This is a genomic window from Commensalibacter communis, assembly GCF_947179015.1.
In the GTDB taxonomy this organism is placed as follows: domain Bacteria; phylum Pseudomonadota; class Alphaproteobacteria; order Acetobacterales; family Acetobacteraceae; genus Commensalibacter; species Commensalibacter communis.
In genome coordinates, this window is sequence record NZ_CAMXCM010000012.1 from 1 (window position 1) to 21201 (window position 21201).

At 37.1% G+C, this 21201-nt stretch carries 23 protein-coding genes and 1 tRNA gene; 14 read left to right on the plus strand and 10 right to left on the minus strand.

The genetic code is table 11. The annotated features are described in order from the left end of the window. The 3 genes from PQG54_RS11445 to PQG54_RS11455 form a co-directional block, all read left to right on the plus strand. Positions 1-798: Fic family protein (locus PQG54_RS11445; protein WP_271790833.1), on the plus strand; the 798-nt coding region annotated here is incomplete at its 5' end. A gap of 68 nt (positions 799-866) precedes the next feature. After that, a complete protein-coding gene (locus PQG54_RS11450; RefSeq protein ID WP_271807727.1) occupies positions 867-1115 on the plus strand; it encodes a hypothetical protein in 249 nt (82 codons plus the stop codon). A gap of 4 nt (positions 1116-1119) precedes the next feature. Continuing rightward, positions 1120-1509: a hypothetical protein gene (locus PQG54_RS11455; protein ID WP_271807728.1), complete on the plus strand. Its 390-nt coding sequence runs from the start codon at positions 1120-1122 to the stop codon at positions 1507-1509. A gap of 159 nt (positions 1510-1668) precedes the next feature. Here PQG54_RS11455 and PQG54_RS11460 read toward each other — a convergent pair whose 3' ends face one another. Next, entirely contained in the window at positions 1669-2937 is a 1269-nt protein-coding gene (locus PQG54_RS11460) for a Y-family DNA polymerase (RefSeq protein WP_271790706.1), read from the minus strand. 139 nt (positions 2938-3076) lie between these two features. Here PQG54_RS11460 and PQG54_RS11465 point away from each other — a divergent pair, with 139 nt between their 5' ends. From PQG54_RS11465 to PQG54_RS11475, 3 genes are all read left to right on the plus strand, one after another. After that, the gene (locus tag PQG54_RS11465; RefSeq protein ID WP_271790705.1) at positions 3077-3595 is read left to right on the plus strand and encodes a hypothetical protein; all 519 of its coding nucleotides are present in this window, start codon (positions 3077-3079) and stop codon (positions 3593-3595) included. An 82-nt stretch (positions 3596-3677) separates the two neighbouring features. Next, a complete protein-coding gene (locus tag PQG54_RS11470; protein ID WP_271790704.1) occupies positions 3678-4463 on the plus strand; it encodes a DNA adenine methylase in 786 nt (261 codons plus the stop codon). 52 nt (positions 4464-4515) lie between these two features. Next, positions 4516-4734: a hypothetical protein gene (locus tag PQG54_RS11475; RefSeq protein WP_271790703.1), complete on the plus strand. Its 219-nt coding sequence runs from the start codon at positions 4516-4518 to the stop codon at positions 4732-4734. Between the two features lie 162 nt (positions 4735-4896). Here PQG54_RS11475 and PQG54_RS11480 read toward each other — a convergent pair. From PQG54_RS11480 to PQG54_RS11490, 3 genes are all read right to left on the minus strand, one after another. Further along, positions 4897-4973, minus strand: a tRNA-Arg gene (locus PQG54_RS11480). A 91-nt stretch (positions 4974-5064) separates the two neighbouring features. After that, entirely contained in the window at positions 5065-5682 is a 618-nt protein-coding gene (locus PQG54_RS11485; RefSeq protein ID WP_271790702.1) for a trimeric intracellular cation channel family protein, read from the minus strand. 15 nt (positions 5683-5697) lie between these two features. Then, positions 5698-6591: a ribokinase gene (locus tag PQG54_RS11490; protein WP_271790701.1), complete on the minus strand. Its 894-nt coding sequence runs from the start codon at positions 6589-6591 to the stop codon at positions 5698-5700. Between the two features lie 403 nt (positions 6592-6994). Here PQG54_RS11490 and PQG54_RS11495 point away from each other — a divergent pair, with 403 nt between their 5' ends. Then, on the plus strand, positions 6995-8365 hold the full coding sequence (locus PQG54_RS11495) for an NAD-dependent succinate-semialdehyde dehydrogenase (protein WP_271790700.1): 1371 nt from the start codon (positions 6995-6997) through the stop codon (positions 8363-8365). Between the two features lie 69 nt (positions 8366-8434). Beyond that, positions 8435-9469 (plus strand): class I SAM-dependent methyltransferase, encoded by a 1035-nt coding sequence (locus PQG54_RS11500; protein WP_271790699.1) that lies wholly within the window; start codon positions 8435-8437, stop codon positions 9467-9469. Here PQG54_RS11500 and PQG54_RS11505 read toward each other — a convergent pair whose 3' ends face one another. Continuing rightward, the gene (locus tag PQG54_RS11505) at positions 9470-10792 is read right to left on the minus strand and encodes a UDP-glucose dehydrogenase family protein (protein ID WP_271790708.1); all 1323 of its coding nucleotides are present in this window, start codon (positions 10790-10792) and stop codon (positions 9470-9472) included. It lies immediately after the preceding gene. A 395-nt stretch (positions 10793-11187) separates the two neighbouring features. Here PQG54_RS11505 and PQG54_RS11510 point away from each other — a divergent pair, with 395 nt between their 5' ends. From PQG54_RS11510 to PQG54_RS11535, 6 genes are all read left to right on the plus strand, one after another. Next, positions 11188-11934 carry an MlaE family ABC transporter permease gene (locus tag PQG54_RS11510; protein ID WP_271790707.1) on the plus strand — a complete coding sequence of 249 codons (747 nt, stop codon included), beginning with the start codon at positions 11188-11190 and terminating at the stop codon, positions 11932-11934. Beyond that, a complete protein-coding gene (locus PQG54_RS11515) occupies positions 11931-12728 on the plus strand; it encodes an ABC transporter ATP-binding protein (protein ID WP_271790698.1) in 798 nt (265 codons plus the stop codon). The genes PQG54_RS11510 and PQG54_RS11515 overlap by 4 nt, the downstream gene beginning before the upstream one ends. Positions 12729-12737: 9 nt before the next feature. Then, positions 12738-14135 carry a DNA repair protein RadA gene (radA, locus tag PQG54_RS11520; RefSeq protein WP_271790697.1) on the plus strand — a complete coding sequence of 466 codons (1398 nt, stop codon included), beginning with the start codon at positions 12738-12740 and terminating at the stop codon, positions 14133-14135. Between the two features lie 129 nt (positions 14136-14264). Further along, a complete protein-coding gene (locus PQG54_RS11525) occupies positions 14265-15389 on the plus strand; it encodes a PIN-like domain-containing protein (RefSeq protein ID WP_271790696.1) in 1125 nt (374 codons plus the stop codon). Positions 15390-15558: 169 nt separating this feature from the next. Further along, complete coding sequence (gene ahcY / locus PQG54_RS11530; protein WP_271790695.1) at positions 15559-16857, plus strand: adenosylhomocysteinase; 1299 nt, start codon at positions 15559-15561, stop codon at positions 16855-16857. Positions 16858-17008: 151 nt separating this feature from the next. Next, positions 17009-18055, plus strand: a complete 1047-nt coding sequence (locus PQG54_RS11535; RefSeq protein ID WP_271790694.1) for a hypothetical protein — start codon at positions 17009-17011, stop codon at positions 18053-18055. Between the two features lie 45 nt (positions 18056-18100). Here the strand turns inward: PQG54_RS11535 and PQG54_RS11540 are convergent, their stop codons facing one another. The 5 genes from PQG54_RS11540 to PQG54_RS11560 form a co-directional block, all read right to left on the minus strand. After that, a complete protein-coding gene (locus PQG54_RS11540; protein ID WP_271790693.1) occupies positions 18101-18409 on the minus strand; it encodes a hypothetical protein in 309 nt (102 codons plus the stop codon). A 230-nt stretch (positions 18410-18639) separates the two neighbouring features. After that, entirely contained in the window at positions 18640-18798 is a 159-nt protein-coding gene (locus tag PQG54_RS11545; RefSeq protein WP_271790692.1) for a hypothetical protein, read from the minus strand. A gap of 14 nt (positions 18799-18812) precedes the next feature. Then, positions 18813-19028 carry a DUF6587 family protein gene (locus tag PQG54_RS11550; RefSeq protein WP_271790691.1) on the minus strand — a complete coding sequence of 72 codons (216 nt, stop codon included), beginning with the start codon at positions 19026-19028 and terminating at the stop codon, positions 18813-18815. Positions 19029-19039: 11 nt separating this feature from the next. Beyond that, the gene (gene feoB / locus PQG54_RS11555) at positions 19040-20890 is read right to left on the minus strand and encodes a ferrous iron transport protein B (RefSeq protein ID WP_271790690.1); all 1851 of its coding nucleotides are present in this window, start codon (positions 20888-20890) and stop codon (positions 19040-19042) included. A gap of 4 nt (positions 20891-20894) precedes the next feature. Further along, positions 20895-21143, minus strand: a complete 249-nt coding sequence (locus tag PQG54_RS11560; protein ID WP_271790689.1) for a FeoA family protein — start codon at positions 21141-21143, stop codon at positions 20895-20897. Positions 21144-21201: the final 58 nt, after the last annotated feature.

The following is a 21201-nucleotide window of genomic DNA, read 5'->3' on the forward strand; positions in this document are numbered from 1 at the left end:
CAATACAGCGATGCTTTGCAAGAGGGCTTTATTGAAATGAAAGAGTGTAATAATTTAATTACTAGTAAGGTGCTTATTAAAATCCAGCAGAAAATAAGAAATACAAGTGAAGGTTTCAGAACAAACGGGGTTACATTAAGGAAGGGTGGTACAGGGGAAGTCATTTATACACCTCCTCAAAGCGGGGATGAGGTGCTTCGGTTAATGAGTGATTTAGAAAAATTTATTAATGATAGTGATGAAATTGAATGTGATCCTTTAATCAAAATGGCTTTAATTCATCACCAGTTTGAAAGAATTCATCCCTTTTCGGATGGAAATGGAAGAACAGGACGTATTTTAAACTCTTTGTATTTAGTAAAGGAAGCTGGGATATGTGTTCCAGTTTTATATCTTAGCCGATACTTTGTTCATAATAAACATTCATATTATACCTTAATTCAAGAAGTAACAGAGCAGGATAAATGGGAAGAATGGATATTATACTTTTTGAAAGGTATTGAGACAATTGCAACGCAGACTGTAAGTATTGTAGCGGAAATTCAATTATTAATGGTCAGTTATATGGAGGATATTCAGAAAAACTGCCGTTGTTTTAGTCAAGAGCTAGTTGAATTGCTATTTCAACATCCATATGTGATGAGGGAGACTATTCAAAATAAACTCTCTGTTAGTGGACCAACTGCAACAAAATATTTAAATGAGTTATGTGATCATGATTTCTTAGTTAAGGTTCAAAAGGGAAATCGTAATTTTTATGTTAATAGCGAACTCTATCAGATCTTTCAAAAGATGTGATTTTGTTAAATGAAAAGTGAACTGATCAAGCCACCCTTTGAGGTGGCTTTTTTTATGGGAAAAGACAAATGGATACAGATGTAATGATGCAAGTGCTTCAATATTTACTGGGTGTTATTCCAGGGGACATAGCGGGGAACATGATTGCTGTAGTGACAACGATAGTGACGATTTGTACGTTGATTATTCGGTTTTGGAAGATGCCAGAACCGACCAGTAAGGGGTATAAACTGTGGAAATTGCTGCATGTATTAGCCTCCTTTAAAACGCCAACGACGATTAAAGTGGAGAATAAAAATGGTCAGAAGATTGATTAGCTCCATGAGACAACACGATCATTGGTTTGCCGAGTGGTGGAGCTCTATTTTACTGATGGTTGTTGGAATTTATGGATTATGTGTGCCAAATAGCTTTATTATCCAACAATCTTTTATTGACGGGTTTTTACAGTTTTTTTCATTTGATGTGTGGCAGTGGCTATTTATTGTATTTGGGCTATTTCAATTTACTGCTTTGCGTTGTGAAAGCATAATCGGCAGAGGGGTTGCAGCGTTCTTTGCATCCTCTTTATTAATTTGGGGGACGTTAAATATCCTCGTTTATGGCCAATGGCATTTTAGCTTGGTCGCGTGGGGAATATTTGCTGTGATTAATCTCTATGCCCTTTACAGAATTGCAAGGGGGATAGAGAAACGCTATGAACTTCTTTGAAATCCTGCGTTGGTGGTGGGAAACCAACGCCGAATGGATCAAAATCCACGATCCGTGGGTTATTCCCATCATAGCGGTCTCTATCCCACTATCACTCGTCATTCGAGCCGTGTGCGCTTTGATAAGAGTGTGGCGGGGAAGGTAACTGACATCAGGAATCTATGTTACCTTAGCTACAGGCAGATCATCCCAACGAGTAGTATATCGTTTACTGATGAATTCTCGTTTAAGGTTCCACGGAGCTTTTTTATTGATACCGCCAAAAGACACAGTATGACGACCCATCTTTTTATTGATTTTATCCAACGTCTGCATGAGCGTTTCACTTCGTGCTTTGGTTTCTTCTTTTTCTGTTGAACTGAAAAAATCGAGCTGCCGTTTGTCTTTATCAACAAGGTCGAGCATCATCACGCCTGCTTTGTGATAAAAATAATCTTCTTTAAAGATGTGTTTTAATCCAGTATTTACAGCTTCGATGATCTGGCGTGTATCGTTTGATGGATAGAGTAGGGGAATGACGATTGATGGATAATATTGGGGTTGATGTTCGTTAAATCTATTTGTTCTCAGAAAAACCAATACTGCTTGAGCTAATGAGTTTTGAGAACGTAGTTTTTCTGCACCACGACTAGCATGAACGCGAAGGGCTTCTTGAACTTCGAATAGCTCTTTCGTTGTTTTGCCAAAACTTCGAGAGGTCATGATGTTTTTTTTAGGAGTATCCATCGAATCAAGTTCTATACAGGATGTCCCTTGAAGTTCCAAAACGGTGCGTTCTAGGACAACAGAGAATGTTTTTCCTAATTGGCTAGCGTTACTATTTCTCAGCTCCCATGCGGTTTGGATGCCCATCGCATTGAGTTTGGCAGAGAGTTTACGTCCAACCCCCCAGATTTCTTCAATTGGAAATTGTTTCAATAGTTCTATAAAGATTTGATCGTCTGTATTGAGAAAGTAAACGCCCTGATGTTGAGGGTTCTTTTTTGCAACATGATTGGCGATTTTAGCAAGGGTTTTGGTTTTGGATATTCCAATTGAGACGGGAATACCTGTGCAACGACGCACAATTTTTCTAAGAAATTGACAATATTCAATATAATTATTCTGTTTTTCAAGGTTCAGGAACGCTTCATCAATGGAGTAAACCTCTGTATCATAGATATAATCTTGAACGATGGAGAATACTCTTTGGCTCATATCTCCATAAAGTTCGTAGTTAGAGCTTAACAAAATACTTTGCTTTTTTATGTCTGGTGGGATTTTGAATGCGGGCATTCCCATTGATACGTAAGGTTTTAACTCATTGGATTGCGCTATGACACATCCATCATTATTCGAAAGAACGCCAATCGGTTTTCCTTCTAATTTGGGATTAAACGCGCGCTCACAAGAAGCGTAGAAATTATTGCAGTCAACTAAGCCAAACATATTCAAAAATCAATCAATAAAGAAACTCATCTTATTTACTCTATTTTTAATAATGAATTCAAAGACTTTTTTAATAATCAACATTGCACTTTCATAACTCTTTTGAATGGTGCTGTGTTTTACAATAAAGGTAAAAACTATGGCTAAAGTCACAGGTGGGATTTATATTCCGCACTTAAAACAAGAAATTATCACCCCAGCATTGAATTATTTAGGTCTTGGTGGCGCGCGTGCCATTAACCAAGTCACAGGAACGTTCTTGGCCGAGGGATATGCTGGAGGTTGCACATATCTCAAGCAACTCGGCAATGGCTCTGCTGTGGGTGCCATGCAGATGGAGCCAGCAACCTATAATGATATTTGGAAGAACTTTCTGAGTAATCCAAAACGCAGCCATCTTGCAGTCTTGCTTAAAAATATAGCTGGCACTTTTAATACCGATAATAATGGTATTCCCAAAGCAGAGACAATGATTGGTGATCTATTCTTTGCAGCTGCAATGTGTAGAGTGTTTTATTTGCGTATCCCAGCAGAGTTGCCATTGGCCAATGATGCCACTGCAATGGCTCAGTATCACAAACGATATTACAACACAGCCCAAGGAAAAGCCGTCTGGCAAGATAATGTCGATCGGTTTCAACAGGCGATTGATGGGTGATTGTAAAATCATAACGAAACATAGCGGCCTTGGAACCGCTTTTTTTACCGTAAAAAATTTAACACTATAATAAGGAAAAATTATGTTAGAGATTGTCCAACCAACAGACCCAATTGCTGCTTATATTGGTGGTAAACGATTATTATCTAAGCATATTGTCGCACGAATCAATCAAATTCCACATAAAAGGTATTGCGAACCTTTTATGGGTATGGGTGGAGTATTTTTAAGGCGCACCAAAAAGCCTCCTGTGGAAGTTGTGAACGACATCAACCAAGATGTTATTAATTTATTTAGAGTGGTTCAGCGTCATTTCAATGCTTTGCTTGAGATGTGTGAATGGTCTGTTTCATCCAGAGATGAGTTCTATCGATTGCGAAATATACCGAGGGAATATCTAACAGACATTGAACGTGCCTATTGTTTTTTATATTTGCAGAAACATTCATTCGGAGGAAAAACAAATTATGGAGGAATGAAGTCTGATCGTAATAGTTTTAATAGAAATATATTAGTCAAGAAAATTAGATCGCTTCATGAGCGATTATCAGGCGTATTTCTTGATTGTTTACCTTATGAGGAATGTATAAAGCGACAAGACAAACCAGGCACATTATTTTACCTAGACCCACCGTATTTCGGAACAGAAGACTATTATCAAGACTTTTTTTCAAAAAACGATTTTCATAAACTGGCGAGCTTATTGAAAACTATAAAAGGTCACTTTATCTTGTCTATAAATAATATACCCGAAACAAGGGAATTATTCAATACATTTCAACTTGAGGTAGTAAATATCAAATATTCTTGTAATGCAAAAACAACTAAGATGAGTGAGGAACTAATAGTTACTAACTATGAATCATAACATTACGGTTTATGTTTAAGTAAAATTTAGCAACCTCAAGAAAATTTTATTTTTGTTATGCAATTTTTTAAGGCCTGCTGCTGAAACGCTCGATGATGCAGTCAAAGAGGTATTTGAGCTTGTTGGAAAACTAGAGGATGATGATAAGGATATGAGGATCAATGCTTTAAAAAATCGGATTGATCTAGCGTTAAGTGTCATTTTAGATAAAGCCGAATCTGCCAAAGGTGTAGAAGATACGTATGTCAGAGCTAAAGGTCACAACAAGTGAAGGCGATGATTCGTTAATCGAGGTGATTTTAAAAAATAAGCATTAAAAAATGGTGTAAAAATTGGTGTAAATTAATCAACTTTTATCAAATTTTTACACCTGATTATCAACTTTTTTAATATTTGATAGATGTAAATTATTGCGGTATAATGCGGTTTTCTATGGCGGACCCGACGAGATTCGAACTCACGACCTTCGCCTTCGGAGGGCGACGCTCTATCCAGCTGAGCTACGGGTCCTAAATATTGAAAGGATATGTTTGGGATATTCTTTACTTTAAAATTAGGCAGTTCTTTCTTTTAGAAAAATTATTGGAATCATGCAAGTTGTTTATTGAACTTGTTTAATAGAAGGCAAATTCCACTTGAATTTCAAAGAAAGTAATCGAATAGAGCTGCAGATTAAAATGGCTAACCAAGGGGCTAACGCAGGGCTGATGATATTATTTTCACCGAGTAATTGAATAACAGCCCCCACAATCGCCGCAGAGGCATAGATTTCTTTGGTTAATACAGAGGGAATGGTTGTAGTTAACATATCTCTGAGGATTCCTCCACCAACAGCGGTTACAATCCCCAATAGAATGGCTAATTCACTATTGCCAGTAAAGAAATAGGCTTTATGTGCCCCAAAAGAGGCAAAGAATCCTAGACCAATTGCATCAAAAAATAGGGTGGGGTGATTTAATCTCAGCAGTAATTTTTGAAAAAAACCGCACAAAAACACCGATAAAATGACAATGATTAGATATTCTAGATTAATTAATCCAGCGGGGGGAAAGGAACCAATGCAAATATCACGGATGACCCCACCGCCACAAGCTGTAATAAAAGAAATAACAAACACACCAAAAATATCTAAATTTCGGTTAATTGCTGCCAATGCGCCACTGATCGCAAAGGCAAACGTGCCAATCAAATCAACATAATGAAAAAAATCATAATTCATATTGGTTTATAAACTTTATGTACGAAATAAATCCGAGCTTTCCAACTCTTGTAGCGTAGGCATTCCTCCTTGAGCTCCAGCACGTGTGACAGATAAGGCAGAAGCTTGCAATGATTTTCTTAATGCCGCTTCTAATCCTAGATGTATAAAACAACAAAAAGCACCGCAGAAGGTATCTCCAGCTCCAGTGCTATCAACAACAGGAACGGAATAGGCAGGTAAATGTTGTAACTGTTGATGATTGTTTTTGTATAATACGCCTTTGCTGCCCCATGTCATAATGATTGGCGTTTTAGAATTCAAAATAATCGTTTCTGGAGTATCGGAAGAACTGCCTCCAAGGGCAATAATTTCATGCTCGTTGGGAAGGAGATAACTGACTTTCTCCGTGACTTCTTTAGGTAAAGGGCGCATAGGGGCGGGGTTTAACACAATAATTTTATTAAATTGATGTGCGATTTCGATTGCTTTAATTTGTGTATCAAGAGGAATCTCTTGTTGTAACAAAATAATATCATTTTGTTTAATCAACTCTGTTGCGGCAACAATGTCATCGGGAGTAATGGTATTATTGGCACCATCCGTAACAATAATATGGTTCTCGTTTTGTGAACGGGTAATCAGTGCCGTTGCAGAGGGAGTGTCCGTGCGTGTAAGAATATGATCTGTATTAATCTGGTTTGCTTGCAAGTTTTGAAAGAGCATTTCTCCAAAGTTATCTTTCCCTAATGCTCCCAGCATCGTTACGTTGGCTCCCAGTTTTGCAGCAGCAACCGCTTGGTTATTTCCTTTTCCTCCACAACTGACATGTAAAGGCCCACCGAGTAATGTCTCGCCAGGTTGTGGAAAACGATCAACATCGGTTTCAAGATCTGCATTTAGACTGCCTATAACAAGGATATTATTCATAATATAAGGTTCTTTGTAATTTAAGGTGGGATATCATCGTCGGTAATATCATAGTGCGAAATATCTTATATTTTAACTTCTTATTTTATTTTGAATAAGGTTTGCTTATAATATTATTCGAGCTCGTAGTTTAGGAAAATGCTAGATTATAGTTTTGTCTATATTCTTTTGCATTTGGCAAAGAAAAATTTAGTTTCAGAATGTATTATAATTTTTAATATGACAATAAATCAAATATATTTTACTTAAAAATATTATGAGATTTCAGTATACTAGAAATAATCTAACGATTTTATTTGATATTCTTATCTTTTGAAGTATAGTAATAATTAGGATTATATTTGTGCTATTTATAGAGCGCGATATAATTAGAAAAACAACTTTTAAGGAGTTATAGTTCGTAATGGCTTATAAAACGGTTAATCCTTTTACTAATAAAGAAGTAAAATCCTTTACCTCATTAACAGAACAAGAAGTTGCTGCAAAAATTGATCAAGCAGATGCTTGTTATAAAGAATGGCGTAAAACGGACTTTGCAACACGTCGTGCGGTGATGAAAAAAGCTGCAACTATTATGCGTGAAAATAAAGCAAAATTTGCAGGTCTTGTCACTTTGGAAATGGGTAAATTAATTTCTGATGCTGAGGGTGAAGTCGATTTAACAGCTGATATTTTCGATTATTATGCTGATAATGCAGAAGAATTTCTTGCTCCTGAAACGTTAAAGCCAAAAGATGGCCGTAAAGCATATGTTGAACATGATTCCATTGGGATAATTCTTTGTGTTGAGCCTTGGAACTTCCCTTATTACCAATTAGTCCGTGTTGCAGCGACCAATCTGATGGCTGGTAACGTTGTGATGGTAAAACATGCTTCTATCGTTCCGCAATGTGCTGAAGCATTTGAACAATTACTATTGGATGCAGGCGCACCAAAAGGTGCTTATACTAACTTATTCGTAGATTCAAAACATATTGCTGGAATTATTCAAGATCGTCGTATCCGTGGTGTAGCGGTCACAGGCAGTGAAAAAGCTGGTGCTTCTGTTGCAAGTGAAGCTGGTAAAGCATTGAAAAAATCTACTATGGAATTGGGTGGTAGTGATGCATTTATTGTTCTTGAAGATGCAGATCTAGACAAAGCTTGTGAATGGGGTCTATGGGGACGTATGAACAACACAGGACAATGCTGTGTTGCTGCAAAACGTTTCATCGTTGTTGAATCCGTTGCTGATAAATTATTAAAACAAATGACAGAGTGTTTTTCTAAGTTAAAAGCGGGTGATCCAATGGATCGCAACACGACACTTGGGCCTTTGTCTTCTGAAGCTGCAGCACAAGAAATTGCTGAACTAACAGAAACAGCGATTAAACATGGTGCGAAAGCGGTTGTTGGTGGTAAACGTCCAGATATGCCAGGCGCATTTATGGAAGCAACCATTTTAACCAATATTACTAAAGAAAACCCAGTATTTTATAAAGAATTTTTCGGTCCAGTAGCAATGTTCTTTACCGTTCCTGACGAAAAAGCTGCAATTGAATTAGCTAATGATTCAGAATTTGGTTTGGGTGGCACTGTCTTCTCTAAAGACGTTGAACGTGCGAAAAAAGTGGCTAGCCAAATTGACACAGGAATGGTGTTTATTAATCGTCCAACATGGACAAGTCCAGACTTGCCGTTTGGTGGTGTAAAACATTCAGGTTATGGTCGCGAGCTTTCAAAAGAAGGTATCTTAGAGTTCGTAAATCGTAAACTGATTTATATTGAAAACTAAGAAGATAATTTAATTATACTCTTGTATAATTAGATATCAGACGATAATTTTAAAGAAGGATTTACCAAGTTGGTAGATCCTTCTTTTTATGAATATGGTTTTAATATTATGGTTTCATTTCTTGAAAAACGGCATCAATATTTACGTCATGGAATCGATTTTAATCAGGATCGATGCTTAGAGATCGGTGCTTTGGTTGATCCTATATTGCATCGCCAAGAGGGAAATGTATTTTATGCAGACCATTTATCTACAGAAGAGTTGAAAAAACAATTTGCTTGGGATCAAAAATTTGACTTTGATCGATTGGTAGATGTTGATTTTGTTTGGGATAATCATCGACCTTTAAAAGAATGTGTGAGTGATTCTTTTGATTATGTGGTGGCATCTCATGTGGGTGAACATGTTCCTAATCTGATTGGGTGGATTGATCAAATAACCCAAGTGTTAACGTCAAACGGCCAATTGCGCTTGGTTTTACCGGACGGTCGTTATTCTTTTGATATGAAACGGCAACCAAGTAAACTGTCAGACTTATTAGCAGCATGGATGAAAAAAGCTTATTGCCCACAAACACACTTAGTATTGGATTTTGCATTAAATAAAGTTGACGATCAATTGGTTGAAGAAATGCATCGTCGTTATGTTAAAGATTTTGATGCTTCTGACTTGCCCAGCCAATTTCCTTTTCAAGAGGTGTTACAATGGGGTGAAAGAACATTAGATCCAACACATTATGAAGATGTTCATTGTTGGGTATTATCTTTGAATTTACTCGCTAAGTTTATGATTATTTTAACTGAGAATGATATTCTGAATGTAGCTTGTGCTGGGTGGCATGAAATAGACCCGCCTCGTAGTTATGAATTTATGGTCTTCATGACTCCAGAAACGGATAAAATGAAAAGAGTAAATAGCTGGGAAGAAGTTTATCTTCAAACCAAAACGAATTCAGGATTATCTCATTCACAAGATTTAGAAGTCATCACACAATTACAACAGGAAACTATCCAACTGAAAGAAGAGTTGCGCTCTATGTATGCATCATCATCATGGCGCATAACGGCTCCGCTACGCGCCATAGCAAAACGATTTAAAAAGTAGTTATTTTTTTTGAGGTCGACCAATTGAGTAATATTCGATCCCTTCATTTGCCATGATCTTGGGATCATAGATGTTTCGCAAATCGATTACTAATGCTTTCTTCATCCATTTTTTTAAGTTTATTGGTGATAAAGAACGAAATTCATTCCATTCGGTTAAGATGACTAAAGCATCTGCATTGGTTGCAGCTTCTTCGATATTATTATAATATTGAACTTCTTTTGGAAGTAAGGGTTGTGCTTTTTCGTTGCTGATTGGATCAAACGCTTTAATAATTGCGCCGCCCTCTACGAGACGATGAATAATTGGCAAAGATGCGGATTCACGCATGTCGTCGGTGTTAGGTTTAAATGTTAATCCTAAAATGGCAATGGTTTTATTATTAATATTACCCCCACAAAGTTGAATAATGCGTCCACTCATGTTGGCTTTTCTGGCATCGTTGGCTTGAGCAGCTGTTTCGATCATACGCGTGGGGGTGCCAGCTTCTTGGGCAATACGAATAAGGGCTAATGTATCTTTTGGAAAGCAAGAACCACCGAATCCAGGTCCAGGTTGTAAAAAATATTTACCAATGCGTGGATCTAGTCCCATTGCTTTAGTAATATCTTCAATATTTCCACCAACTTGATCGCATAAATCGGCAAGTTCATTAACGTAAGAGAGCTTCATTGCAAGGAAACAATTCGATGCATATTTTGCAAGTTCAGCACTTTCTAAATTGGTAAATAAAATAGGTGTCTCACGTTGGAATAAAGGTTGGTAAAGGCGCGTCATGATATCTTGTGCTTTTTTACCATGATCGGCTTTATCTTTTTCAATTCCAATAATGACTCTGTCTGGATTCATACAATCTTTGATGGCGTCCCCCTCTCTTAGAAATTCAGGGTTGGATGCTACATCGAATTCAAGATCAGGATTTTTTTGTCTGATAATCTGTGCGATACGACGGCTTGTCCCCACAGGAACGGTAGATTTCGTAACAATCACAGCATATTGTTTCAAATGAGTAGCAATCTGCAATGCGGCTTGATGAACATATGTCATATCGGCGTGGCCATCTCCATTGCGGGGCGGTGTACCAACGGCAATGAAAATCGCTTCACATTCAGGAATAGCTTCTTCTATTCTATCAAAAAACTGTAATCGATTGGTTTTAATATTGTTCTTTACCAATATATCCAAACCAGGTTCGTATATTGGGATTTCTCCTTGCTTTAAAGCGTTTAAACGATCAGGATTTGTTTCGACAACATTTACGTGTAATCCAAATTCAGCAAAACATGTTGCTGACACCAAACCGACATATCCTCCACCAATCATTGCTATACGCACAGTCACTCTCCTGGTATGGTTTAACGATTAATATGCAGTAAAATATAGCTTGATTTCTTTTAGGGTAAAGAAAAATATTAAGAATGTAAGATATTCGATGAAAAGAATTTATAAAATACATTATTTGAGCGGTAATTTAGAGATGTTGTATAATATTTTGGTATAATAAAGAATAGTTTTTGTATTTATAATCTTGTGATAATATTTATTTTGTGACAGCTTATGAATGTAAAATTTTATATCGCTTTTTGATATAAAATTATAAAATGTAAGGCAGTTAGCGCGTTGGTGCTATTTAGTAAAAATTATAATTATCATAAAGGTTATGTAGTGTGATACGACAAATAAGTAAGCCTTTGGTATGGGTTGCTTTATTAGGACGCATGGTTTTAAGTGGCGTTCAAGAGGCAGGTGCTTTGGCGTTGTTTGCGTTACAAGGTATTATAAACATCTTTTCCCCTCCATTTTATTGGCGTATTTTTGTCGGCAGCATGATTAATATTGGATATTTATCTTTGCCCGTTGTGGCATTGACCGCCCTTTTTTCAGGAGGGGTCATTGCATTGCAATCTTATACTGGTATGGCGCAATATCACGTGGACAGCGCTATTGCGAGTATCGTTGTGTTGGCGGTAACCCGTGAGTTGGGGCCTGTGCTAGCAGGGTTGATGGTTGCTGGACGGGTTGGTGCTGCAATGGCTGCAGAAATTGGCACGATGCAAGTCACGAATCAAATTGATGCTTTGCGGACCTTATCTACGAACCCGATTAAATACTTGGTGGCACCTCGCCTACTAGCAGCAACCATTGCTTTACCTTTTCTAGTCATTATTGCAGATATTTTGGGTGTGCTGGGTGGATTTACGGTTTCGATCATGAAATTAGGATTTACGCCACAAGGTTATATTATGGCAACGTTTAACGCTGTCAAACCAATGGATATTACAATTGGACTTGTTAAAGCAGGCGTGTTTGGTTTTTTAATTGCGTTAATGGGATGTTATCATGGGTATCGCAGTAAAGGCGGTGCGCAAGGCGTTGGGGCTTCTACAACAGCCGCTGTGGTTGCAGCATCTATTTTACTTTTAGTTTTTGATTATTTATTAACGGATATTTTCTTTTCAAAATGACCCAATCTGTTCCCAAAATACGCATTCGCAATTTATCTAAATCTTTTGGCAGTAATCATGTATTGCGTGATGTTAGTATGGATGTTGAAACAGGCACCTCTTTCGTTATTATTGGGGGGTCTGGTAGTGGTAAATCTGTTTTATTACGTTGTATTTTAGGATTAATGGTGCCAGATAGTGGTAGTATTGAAATTGATGGGCAAAATATTTTTGAATTATCCTCTGCGCAACGTAATGAAAAATTGCAACAAATGGGGATGTTATTTCAAAATGCAGCATTGTTTGATAGTTTGCCTATTTGGCAAAATGTAGCCTTTGCTTTACTTTATGGTCATCGTAAAAACAAACCAAAAGTAAGCCGTCACGAAGCGTATGACATCGCTTGTGACGTTCTGAAACTGGTTGGTTTAGATCCAACTATGGTTAGCGATTTGTATCCTGATGAATTATCTGGCGGTATGCAAAAACGGGTTGGATTGGCCAGAGCGATTGCTTCAAAGCCAGAAATAATATTTTTTGATGAACCTACAACAGGATTAGACCCTATTATGGGGGCTGTGATTGATGAGCTGATTAAAAGTTGTGTGGATACATTGGGATCAACAGCGATCGCAATTACGCATGATATGGCTTCTGCGCAACGTATTGGGGATCATGCGGCGATGTTATATAAAGGTGAGTTAATTTGGCAAGGGAAAGCCAAAGATTTGCTAATGACTGACAATCCTTATGTGCATCAGTTTACTCACGGTTTGCGTCAGGGCCCGATTAAAGTTGAAACAAAAGTAAAATAGAGGTTTGGGGTGGCAAAAAAGCCAGTTAAACAGTTTATTTGTCAGAGTTGTGGTTCGGTTTATCCCAAATGGACAGGAAAATGCGAAGCGTGTGGTGAATGGAATACGATCGAAGAAGAGCAAGTTCAAGCCACACCTTTATCCGTTGTTGAGCATCAACGTGGGCAAAAGATTGTTTTTACAGGATTAGATGGGGATAGTGCACCACCTCCTCGTCAAGAAGTTGGCATTGCAGAGCTAGATCGTGTTCTGGGCGGTGGATTAGTTCAAGCATCAGTGAGTTTGGTTGGTGGCGATCCTGGGATTGGTAAATCGACTTTGTTATTACAAGCAGCTTGCGCGTTATCCAAACAAGGTCGGCGTGTTCTTTATATTTCTGGTGAAGAATCAATCAATCAAATCAGAATGCGTGCCAATCGTTTGGGATTGGAAAACAGCGAGCAACGTAAAAATATTGAGCTGGCAGCTTGCATTAATGTTTCGGATATTTTGGCAACCTTAGAGGCTGAACAGGATGTCAGTTTGGTGATTATTGATTCTATCCAAACCATGTGGTTGGACAGCATCAACGGTGCACCTGGGACGGTCAGTCAAGTCAGAGCCTCTGCGTTTGAGCTTATTCGTTTAGCAAAGAAAAAAGAATTCTCTTTAATTTTTGTTGGCCATGTGACCAAAGAGGGTTCCTTGGCTGGACCCAGAGTATTAGAACATATGGTTGATGCGGTTTTGTATTTCGAAGGGGATCGAGGGCATCAGTTCCGTATCTTGAGAGCAGCTAAAAATCGCTTTGGGGCTACGGATGAGATCGGTGTTTTTTCGATGACAAGTGAAGGGTTGGTTGAAGTCTCTAACCCATCGGCTTTATTTCTTGCGGAACGTCATGGAAATATTGCAGGTTCAGCAGTTTTTGCAGGATTGGAAGGAACACGTCCTGTTTTGTTAGAGGTTCAAGTATTACTTGCCCCTAAAGCTGGTGATTCCGCACCAAGACGCACGGTTATTGGTTGGGATGGTGCACGTTTAAATATGTTGTTGGCCATTTTAGAAACACGATGCTCTTTGCGGTTTAATAGTGTGGACGTGTATTTAAATATGGCTGGCGGACTAAGAGTTACCGAACCAGCAGCTGACTTAGCGGTAGCTGCGGCATTGGCCTCAGCACTTACACGACAACCGACTTCTCCAGGTTCTGTATTTTTTGGTGAGATTGGACTATCGGGTGAAATCAGGCAAGTCCCTCAGGCAGATTTACGTGTCAAAGAAGCGCATAAACTAGGGTTTGATGAAATTATTCTGCCTAAACGTGTTGCCAGAGGAAATACAAAATTATCTGAGCCGAAAGGTCTGCGTTTGGTAGAAACTGGGCATATTACGGATTTAGTTTCTCAATTCACGATGAGTGAATAATGAGCGAAATAGTATTTGAATGTGATATTTGGTTTTAAAATATTGTATTAATTGTTAATGAATTTTATATTATAAAATTATCGAAATGATAAGTGGTTAATATTTTGATTTATGAAGTTGGAATGTAATATGCGAAGTAAGTTTCGTGGTTTTTATACAAATAATGAACAAAAAAATACTAAATTATTTAAAGATGAAAAAACATTATTTGTTTTTGATACTAATTTTATTCTTGATTTATATAGAAATAATGACAAGACGCAATCTGCGATGAAAGAAGCAGTAAAAGCCGTGCAGAGTAAAATATGGTTACCATATTTTTCAGCTTTAGAATATCAAAGAAAAAGATTAGATGAAATTCATTCTCAGGCTAACAACATAATCACCACTCTTAAACCATTAGATGAAACGATATCAACTTTACAAGAAAAAATTAGCAAGATAGAAAAAACTAAATTAAGATATTACACAGATACTACTGAAGATATACAAATAAAATTAAAAGCAGTTAAAGATGATTTAGAAAAATTTTTAAATCAAAAGTCACAAGAAATTAAAGAAAAAAACGATCAAATTATAGAACATGATTCTATTAGAGATTGGGTTGATAAGATTTTTCAGGATAGAATAGGTAGTAAATTCTCCGAAGCTGAATTAAGTGATTTAAATTCTGAATGTCAAAAGCGATTTGAAAACCTTATTCCTCCTGGTTATGAAGATAAATTCAAAGAAGGAAAAAAAGAAGCACAGTTTGGATATGATGGTAACTTATATCATAGAGCATATGGAGATTTTTATGTATGGAAAGAGTTATTAGAAAAGACAAAAAGTCTCAAAGTGAATACTGTTTTTTTTATTACGAATGATGAAAAGCAAGATATGGTGCATAAGACTGGTTATATTAAAACAGGAGCACATGCGTCATTAAGAGAAGAAATTTTTAAGGAAACACCAGCTAAGAACTTTGAAATATTATCAACGTATGAATTTATAACAGGAGTTAGTAATGCTTATCGTTTAGATATTAATCAAGAAAACATTAGAGTTAATTTTAATGAATGGGATGACGCATATGATATGCATGAAAAGCATCAAACCGTTATTGAACAAGAAATAGAAGCAGCAAAAATATATCAAATGTTTACTCAAATGAAAGCACAGAAACAAGCAGAAAAATACAATAAAAACTTATCAAAGTTATTAAGATCAATGTCTTGGAGGTTGGAAGCTGAGGATAATGAAACTGATGAGTAAAATTTTCTTATAAAAACATATTGGTAATGAGTATTATGTTATGATCAATAATATAGATTATTTTTATAAGAATATTCTCACTATACCTCAACAAGATTGATCTCTTATTAAATATATCCTAATAATACACCAACTGAATAATATTTCACTATAAGAAAGACGAAAAACAATGAGTGCACAGCACGATTATAAAGTAAAAGATATTTCATTGGCTGAATGGGGGCGTAAAGAGGTCTCTATTGCGGAAGGCGAAATGCCAGGTCTTATGGCTCTGCGCGAAGAATATAGAGGTAAAAATATTCTTAAAGGTGCACGGATTGCGGGTTGTTTACATATGACCATTCAAACCGCAGTGTTGATCGAAACCTTGATTGATTTAGGCGCTGAAGTCCGCTGGTCTTCTTGTAATATCTTTTCGACTCAAGATCATGCTGCTGCTGCAATGGCTGCTGCGGGTGTGCCTGTATTTGCTTGGAAAGGCATGAACGAAGAAGAGTTCATGTGGTGTATTGAACAAACCGTTCATGGCCCCAATGGCTGGGTTCCAAATATGATTTTGGATGACGGTGGTGATTTAACCATTTTGATGCATGAAAAATATCCTGAAATGTTAAAAGATGTTCGTGGTCTTTCAGAAGAAACCACCACAGGGGTTCATCGTTTACATGCAATGGCTAAAAAAGGTCAATTGCTGGTTCCAGCATTTAACGTGAATGACAGTGTAACAAAATCTAAATTTGATAATCTTTATGGATGCCGTGAAAGCTTGGTTGATGCGATCCGTCGTGGAACTGATGTGATGATGTCTGGTAAAGTTGCGGTTGTTGCAGGTTTTGGTGACGTGGGTAAAGGTTCTGCTGCTAGCCTTCGTAATGCAGGTTGTCGCGTATTGGTAACCGAAGTGGATCCAATTTGTGCATTACAAGCGGCTATGGAAGGCTATGAAGTGGTTACGATGGAAGATGCTGCTCCTCGTGGAGACATCTTTGTAACCTGCACAGGGAACATTGATATTATTACTCTAGACCATATGCGTGCGATGAAAAATCGTGCGATTGTCTGTAATATTGGACATTTTGATTCTGAAATTCAAGTGGGTAAACTTCGTAATTTCACATGGGATAATATTAAACCACAAGTGGATGAAATCGTATTCCCAGATGGTAATCGTATCATCTTATTGTCAGAAGGTCGTTTGGTTAATCTTGGTAACGCAACAGGTCACCCATCTTTTGTGATGTCTGCGTCTTTCACCAATCAAACCTTGGCTCAAATCGAGCTTTGGAATGCACCTGCTGGTAAATATGAACCAAAAGTATATACATTACCTAAATTCCTAGACGAAAAAGTGGCTGCTTTACATTTAGATAAAGTTGGTGCGAAATTATCTAAATTGAATAAAGACCAAGCTGATTATATTGGTGTGGAAGTTCAAGGTCCATTTAAACCAGAAATGTATCGTTACTAATTTAATTTTCTGTAATATTATTACTATAAATATAGAAAGTTTATAAAAGCACATTATAGGAATATAATGTGCTTTTAATATGGGTTATTCTATTGTTTTTTATAAAGATGTTCTTTCTTTAAATATTCGTTATATTGAATTGGATAGCTGAATGAGAATAGTAAATGTCTTTTTACTATGTATCGCTTTTTGGCTTGCAGCTGCCGCGAGTTTTTCTGGTTATATTGGAAAATATGGATTTTTGGAAGCTACGCCCAGGGCTGGTATAGAAGTGATGTTGAATGGACATGCTTTTAAACCGTTTGTTTATCGACAATTTGCTCCAATAATCGCGCGTATAGTGACTGTAAATACCCCGCGTTCAATACGTGATGGTATCGTGTCACGAGTCCAACCTACATATGGTTATTCTATGTTAGCAGGCAATCATAGTAATAAGGAAAAATTACAGTATATTATTATTTACTATTTAAATTTCTTCTTATTATTTTGTAGCCTCTTTATATTACGAAGTATTTTATTAGGATTCCAGTGCAGTTATATTACATCTATTCTTGCACCGATATTGGTGGTGTTATGCATTCCTTATGTTCAAACTGTTGCTGGGTATTTTTATGATAATATAGAACTATTTTTTATGTCTTTGGCATTTTTATCTGCTTTCAGAGGTAAATATATTTTATTACTATGCCTTATTATTCCAGCAACATTAAATAAAGAATCTTTTCTATTTTTTCTGCCAACGTTATATCCGATTATACGTCATACATTTTGTATAAAAAAATCTATATATATCCTTTCCATAGGGATGTTCTTGTCCGGAATAACAAATTTGATTGTAAAAAAAATATATGTGGCAAATGCAGGTGGTCTTATAGAATATCATCTATGGGATAATATTGTTGCTTATTCAAAGTATTCTTTTTATTTTTTAAAGGAAACAACTTATAGTGTAATCAGTCCTGCAGGTTTCTCAATTGTCTATATTGTTATTGTAGTTACTCTTTTTACTCAAATATGGGGTAAGTTAGCAGAAAATTTAAAGCAACATATTCTTATAGTAACTTGTATTAATTTACCTTTGTTCTTTCTGTTCTGTGGGCCAGGGGAACTGAGAAATCTGAGTTTTTTTTATGTATCAATGACGTTATTGGTTGGAGCTGTGATCGATGATAAAAGCGCCTATAAGTCAGTATAACGGCTGATTTAATCGTATTTCCTATGCTTTAGACATTGATAATAATTAATACCAATTTGTATATTGTTTACACCAATTATAGAATTCATCCTGAGACGGCTCATCACCCATCCTAGTTGGGCGTTTTACAATCTCTAAAGCAATTTTGGGAATTTCTGTATTAAAAGTTGTTTTAACCCAGTCTTGAAATGCGATATTTGGGCTTACAAAGAATTTAGGATTATAAATATTGGGTGGATAAGGAAATTCTTCATCCCAGCAAATCTCATCATATCCAATGGCGAGGAGCCTCAGAAAATCCAATGCATTATCTGCCAAAATACAGCATAAAATTGAACCTGATCCTGATCCCATATGTACGATTTTTAACTCTTTATTATCGTTAAGCCAGAATGCACATTGTGAACCTTCTGCACCAGTTTGCCCAAAAATATATAATCGTTGTTGTATTTCTTTTATTTTTTCTTGATGATTTTGATCATTTGGGTTGTTAAAACCAAACCAATATGGTGCTGATTCATTAAAGCTGGCACAAAATTCTACACAGGTTCCACCATCCCGTTTAGTGTCTGTCCAGTTTGCTTTTAATTCGTCATCGGGATATAAAAGCCTATTCGATGAGTATCAGTATCAATGAATAGATTATGATCTTCTATCCATTGATATAGCATCTTTATTTCATGTGGAATTGCTATTTCAGCAGGCAGATTTTGTTCAAGCTGTCTGATAAGCTTATTACCCATGAAACATTTCTTTTTTAATGACACTTACTGCATTTATCACAAGAGCTACATCCGCTCTTACTTGGGGCGCAATGTTTTAATGCCCATTGTTGTGTAACAGTAGGTGCATGGATTAGCTTTAACATATTAGCCAACCCTTGCCATAGCGTTTTTCCAACTTTTGGAAAGAAACGATTGATCCAAAATAAAACGCAAAGGCTAACGATAAAAACAACAATAATGGTTTGCATAGTATATCCTCCTATTTAAAGAGTAATGATGCGACATGCCATGTGACAAAAGAACTAAAATAAGCCAAGAAGAACAGATAAGCGGTGGTTCCAATAACGATTTTCCAAGAGCCAGTTTCTTTTTTTATCACAGCAAGTGTAGAGAAGCATTGTGGGGCAAAGACGTACCATGCCAGAAACGCAAGGCCTGTTGCGATGCTCCATTGTGAAGATAAAAAGTGAATAAGCTGTGTCGGTGCATCTGTATCAACAGCACCGACAGCATAAACCGTTGCAAGTGAGGTAATGGCGACTTCGCGTGCAGCTAGTCCCAAAATTAATGCAACACAAATTTCCCAATTAAATCCAACTGGTGCAAAGAATGGTTGAATCCAATGTCCGATTATGCCTGCATAACTATAATCAATAGCAGGTCCAGTTGCTCCGGCAGGTGGTTTGGGAAAACTTGATAAAGCCCATAACAAAATACTAACGGTTAAAATGATATTCCCAACGCGGGAAACAAAGATTTCAATGCGTTGCCATAAGCCAAAAATAATGGAGCGTATATTTGGAAAACGGTAAGAGGGTAATTCTAACAATAGCGAATTTTCATAGCTGCTCTTGCCTTTTTTAAGGATAAGCGCAACTAAAAATGCTGTAGCAATTCCGAGGAAATATAATGCAAACAGCACCAAACCTTGTAAGTTAAAGATATATCCTATTGTCTTATGTGGGATAAAGGCTGCAATTAACAACGCATAAACAGGCAAGCGTGCTGAACAAGTCATTAAGGGAGCGATCAGAATGGTTACCAAGCGATCTTTTGCGCTAGGGATAGTACGGGTTGCCATGATCCCAGGAATAGCACAAGCAAAGCTAGAGAGAAGAGGAATAAAAGACCGTCCATTTAACCCAACAGACGCCATAATTCGATCCAGTAAGAATGCAGCTCTGGGTAAATATCCAGATTCCTCTAAACATAAAATCCATAAAAACAAAATCAAGATTTGAGGAAGGAAAGCAAAAGTTGTTCCTACGCCAGCAAAAATACCGTCGACGATCAAACTTTGTAACATACCGTCAGGAAGTAAATGTGCAATTTGCTGCCCTAGCCATGTTGTCAGATCCTGTATTCCGTCCATAAATGGCTGAGCCCAAGAGAATACAGCTTGGAACATAATAAAAAGTAAAACTAAAAGAATAATCGGGCCAATAATTGGATGTAAAACCCAGCGATCAACTTTCTCATTAAAAGCAGTAGAGGTCTGAGAGGTATTTTTTACACATTCAAGGAGAAGGTTTCTGACTTCAACATGTAAGTCTGTTTCATCGGTTAATTCAATTGTTGGAATTTTAAATGATTGGTCAATAGCGTCTAATAATGTTTTAGCTCCACCCTTTTGAGTCGCAATCGTCGGAACAATAGTCACGCCCAAAAGTGATTCTAATTTAGGAATATCAATTTCAATGCCGTGTCTTTTGGCGATATCGCTCATATTCATCGCGATAATTGTTGGTCGTTTCAGACGGCAAATTTCCAAGGCAAAACGTAAATGAAGCCGTAAATTCGTTGCATCAATCACGCAGATTAATGCATCAGGGGCTGCTTCATTGCGATATTTGCCCATACACATATCGCGCGTTACTTCTTCATCAGGACTGGTTGCGTTTAGACTATAGGCACCAGGAAGATCGATGATGGTGATTGCGCGCCCTTGGGGGCTGGTAAAGCGACCTTCTTTACGTTCAACGGTAACGCCAGCATAATTGGCAACTTTTTGGCGACTGCCTGTAAGTTGATTGAATAAGGCAGTTTTTCCACAGTTTGGATTACCAACCAGAGCTATTCTTGAATAATTATTTTTGTTTAAATTTGTCATTATTTTATGAATCTGCACGAATAATTACTCTTGCGGCTTCATTGCGACGCAAGGCAAAACGGGTGGAGCCAACTTGTACTGCAATTGGATTTGCGCCAAATGGACCAAAAGCGATAACTTTAACGGTTTCACCTGAAACAAAACCTAAATCGCGTAAACGATTTGAAATAGGATCAGGAGTCTGTAAATCTTCGATGTGATCGACGATGCAACTTTTCCCAGGGGATGAAGTGTTTAAACTGAATATGCTCATAATAAAAATGGCCAAAATATTAATAATGATTTTCGTTCTTAACATTTTGGCAGATTTT

Coding starts and splice junctions, on each gene's coding strand:
- PQG54_RS11450 (WP_271807727.1), top strand. CDS start 867: ATGGATACAGATGTAATGATGCAAGTGCTTCAATATTTACTGGGTGTT.
- PQG54_RS11455 (WP_271807728.1), top strand. CDS start 1,120: ATGAGACAACACGATCATTGGTTTGCCGAGTGGTGGAGCTCTATTTTA.
- PQG54_RS11460 (WP_271790706.1), bottom strand. CDS start 2,937: ATGTTTGGCTTAGTTGACTGCAATAATTTCTACGCTTCTTGTGAGCGC.
- PQG54_RS11465 (WP_271790705.1), top strand. CDS start 3,077: ATGGCTAAAGTCACAGGTGGGATTTATATTCCGCACTTAAAACAAGAA.
- PQG54_RS11470 (WP_271790704.1), top strand. CDS start 3,678: ATGTTAGAGATTGTCCAACCAACAGACCCAATTGCTGCTTATATTGGT.
- PQG54_RS11485 (WP_271790702.1), bottom strand. CDS start 5,682: ATGAATTATGATTTTTTTCATTATGTTGATTTGATTGGCACGTTTGCC.
- PQG54_RS11490 (WP_271790701.1), bottom strand. CDS start 6,591: ATGAATAATATCCTTGTTATAGGCAGTCTAAATGCAGATCTTGAAACC.
- PQG54_RS11495 (WP_271790700.1), top strand. CDS start 6,995: ATGGCTTATAAAACGGTTAATCCTTTTACTAATAAAGAAGTAAAATCC.
- PQG54_RS11505 (WP_271790708.1), bottom strand. CDS start 10,792: ATGATTGGTGGAGGATATGTCGGTTTGGTGTCAGCAACATGTTTTGCT.
- PQG54_RS11510 (WP_271790707.1), top strand. CDS start 11,188: ATGGTTTTAAGTGGCGTTCAAGAGGCAGGTGCTTTGGCGTTGTTTGCG.
- PQG54_RS11515 (WP_271790698.1), top strand. CDS start 11,931: ATGACCCAATCTGTTCCCAAAATACGCATTCGCAATTTATCTAAATCT.
- PQG54_RS11525 (WP_271790696.1), top strand. CDS start 14,265: ATGCGAAGTAAGTTTCGTGGTTTTTATACAAATAATGAACAAAAAAAT.
- ahcY (WP_271790695.1), top strand. CDS start 15,559: ATGAGTGCACAGCACGATTATAAAGTAAAAGATATTTCATTGGCTGAA.
- PQG54_RS11535 (WP_271790694.1), top strand. CDS start 17,009: ATGAGAATAGTAAATGTCTTTTTACTATGTATCGCTTTTTGGCTTGCA.
- PQG54_RS11540 (WP_271790693.1), bottom strand. CDS start 18,409: ATGGGATCAGGATCAGGTTCAATTTTATGCTGTATTTTGGCAGATAAT.
- PQG54_RS11545 (WP_271790692.1), bottom strand. CDS start 18,798: ATGGGTAATAAGCTTATCAGACAGCTTGAACAAAATCTGCCTGCTGAA.
- PQG54_RS11550 (WP_271790691.1), bottom strand. CDS start 19,028: ATGCAAACCATTATTGTTGTTTTTATCGTTAGCCTTTGCGTTTTATTT.
- feoB (WP_271790690.1), bottom strand. CDS start 20,890: ATGACAAATTTAAACAAAAATAATTATTCAAGAATAGCTCTGGTTGGT.
- PQG54_RS11560 (WP_271790689.1), bottom strand. CDS start 21,143: ATGAGCATATTCAGTTTAAACACTTCATCCCCTGGGAAAAGTTGCATC.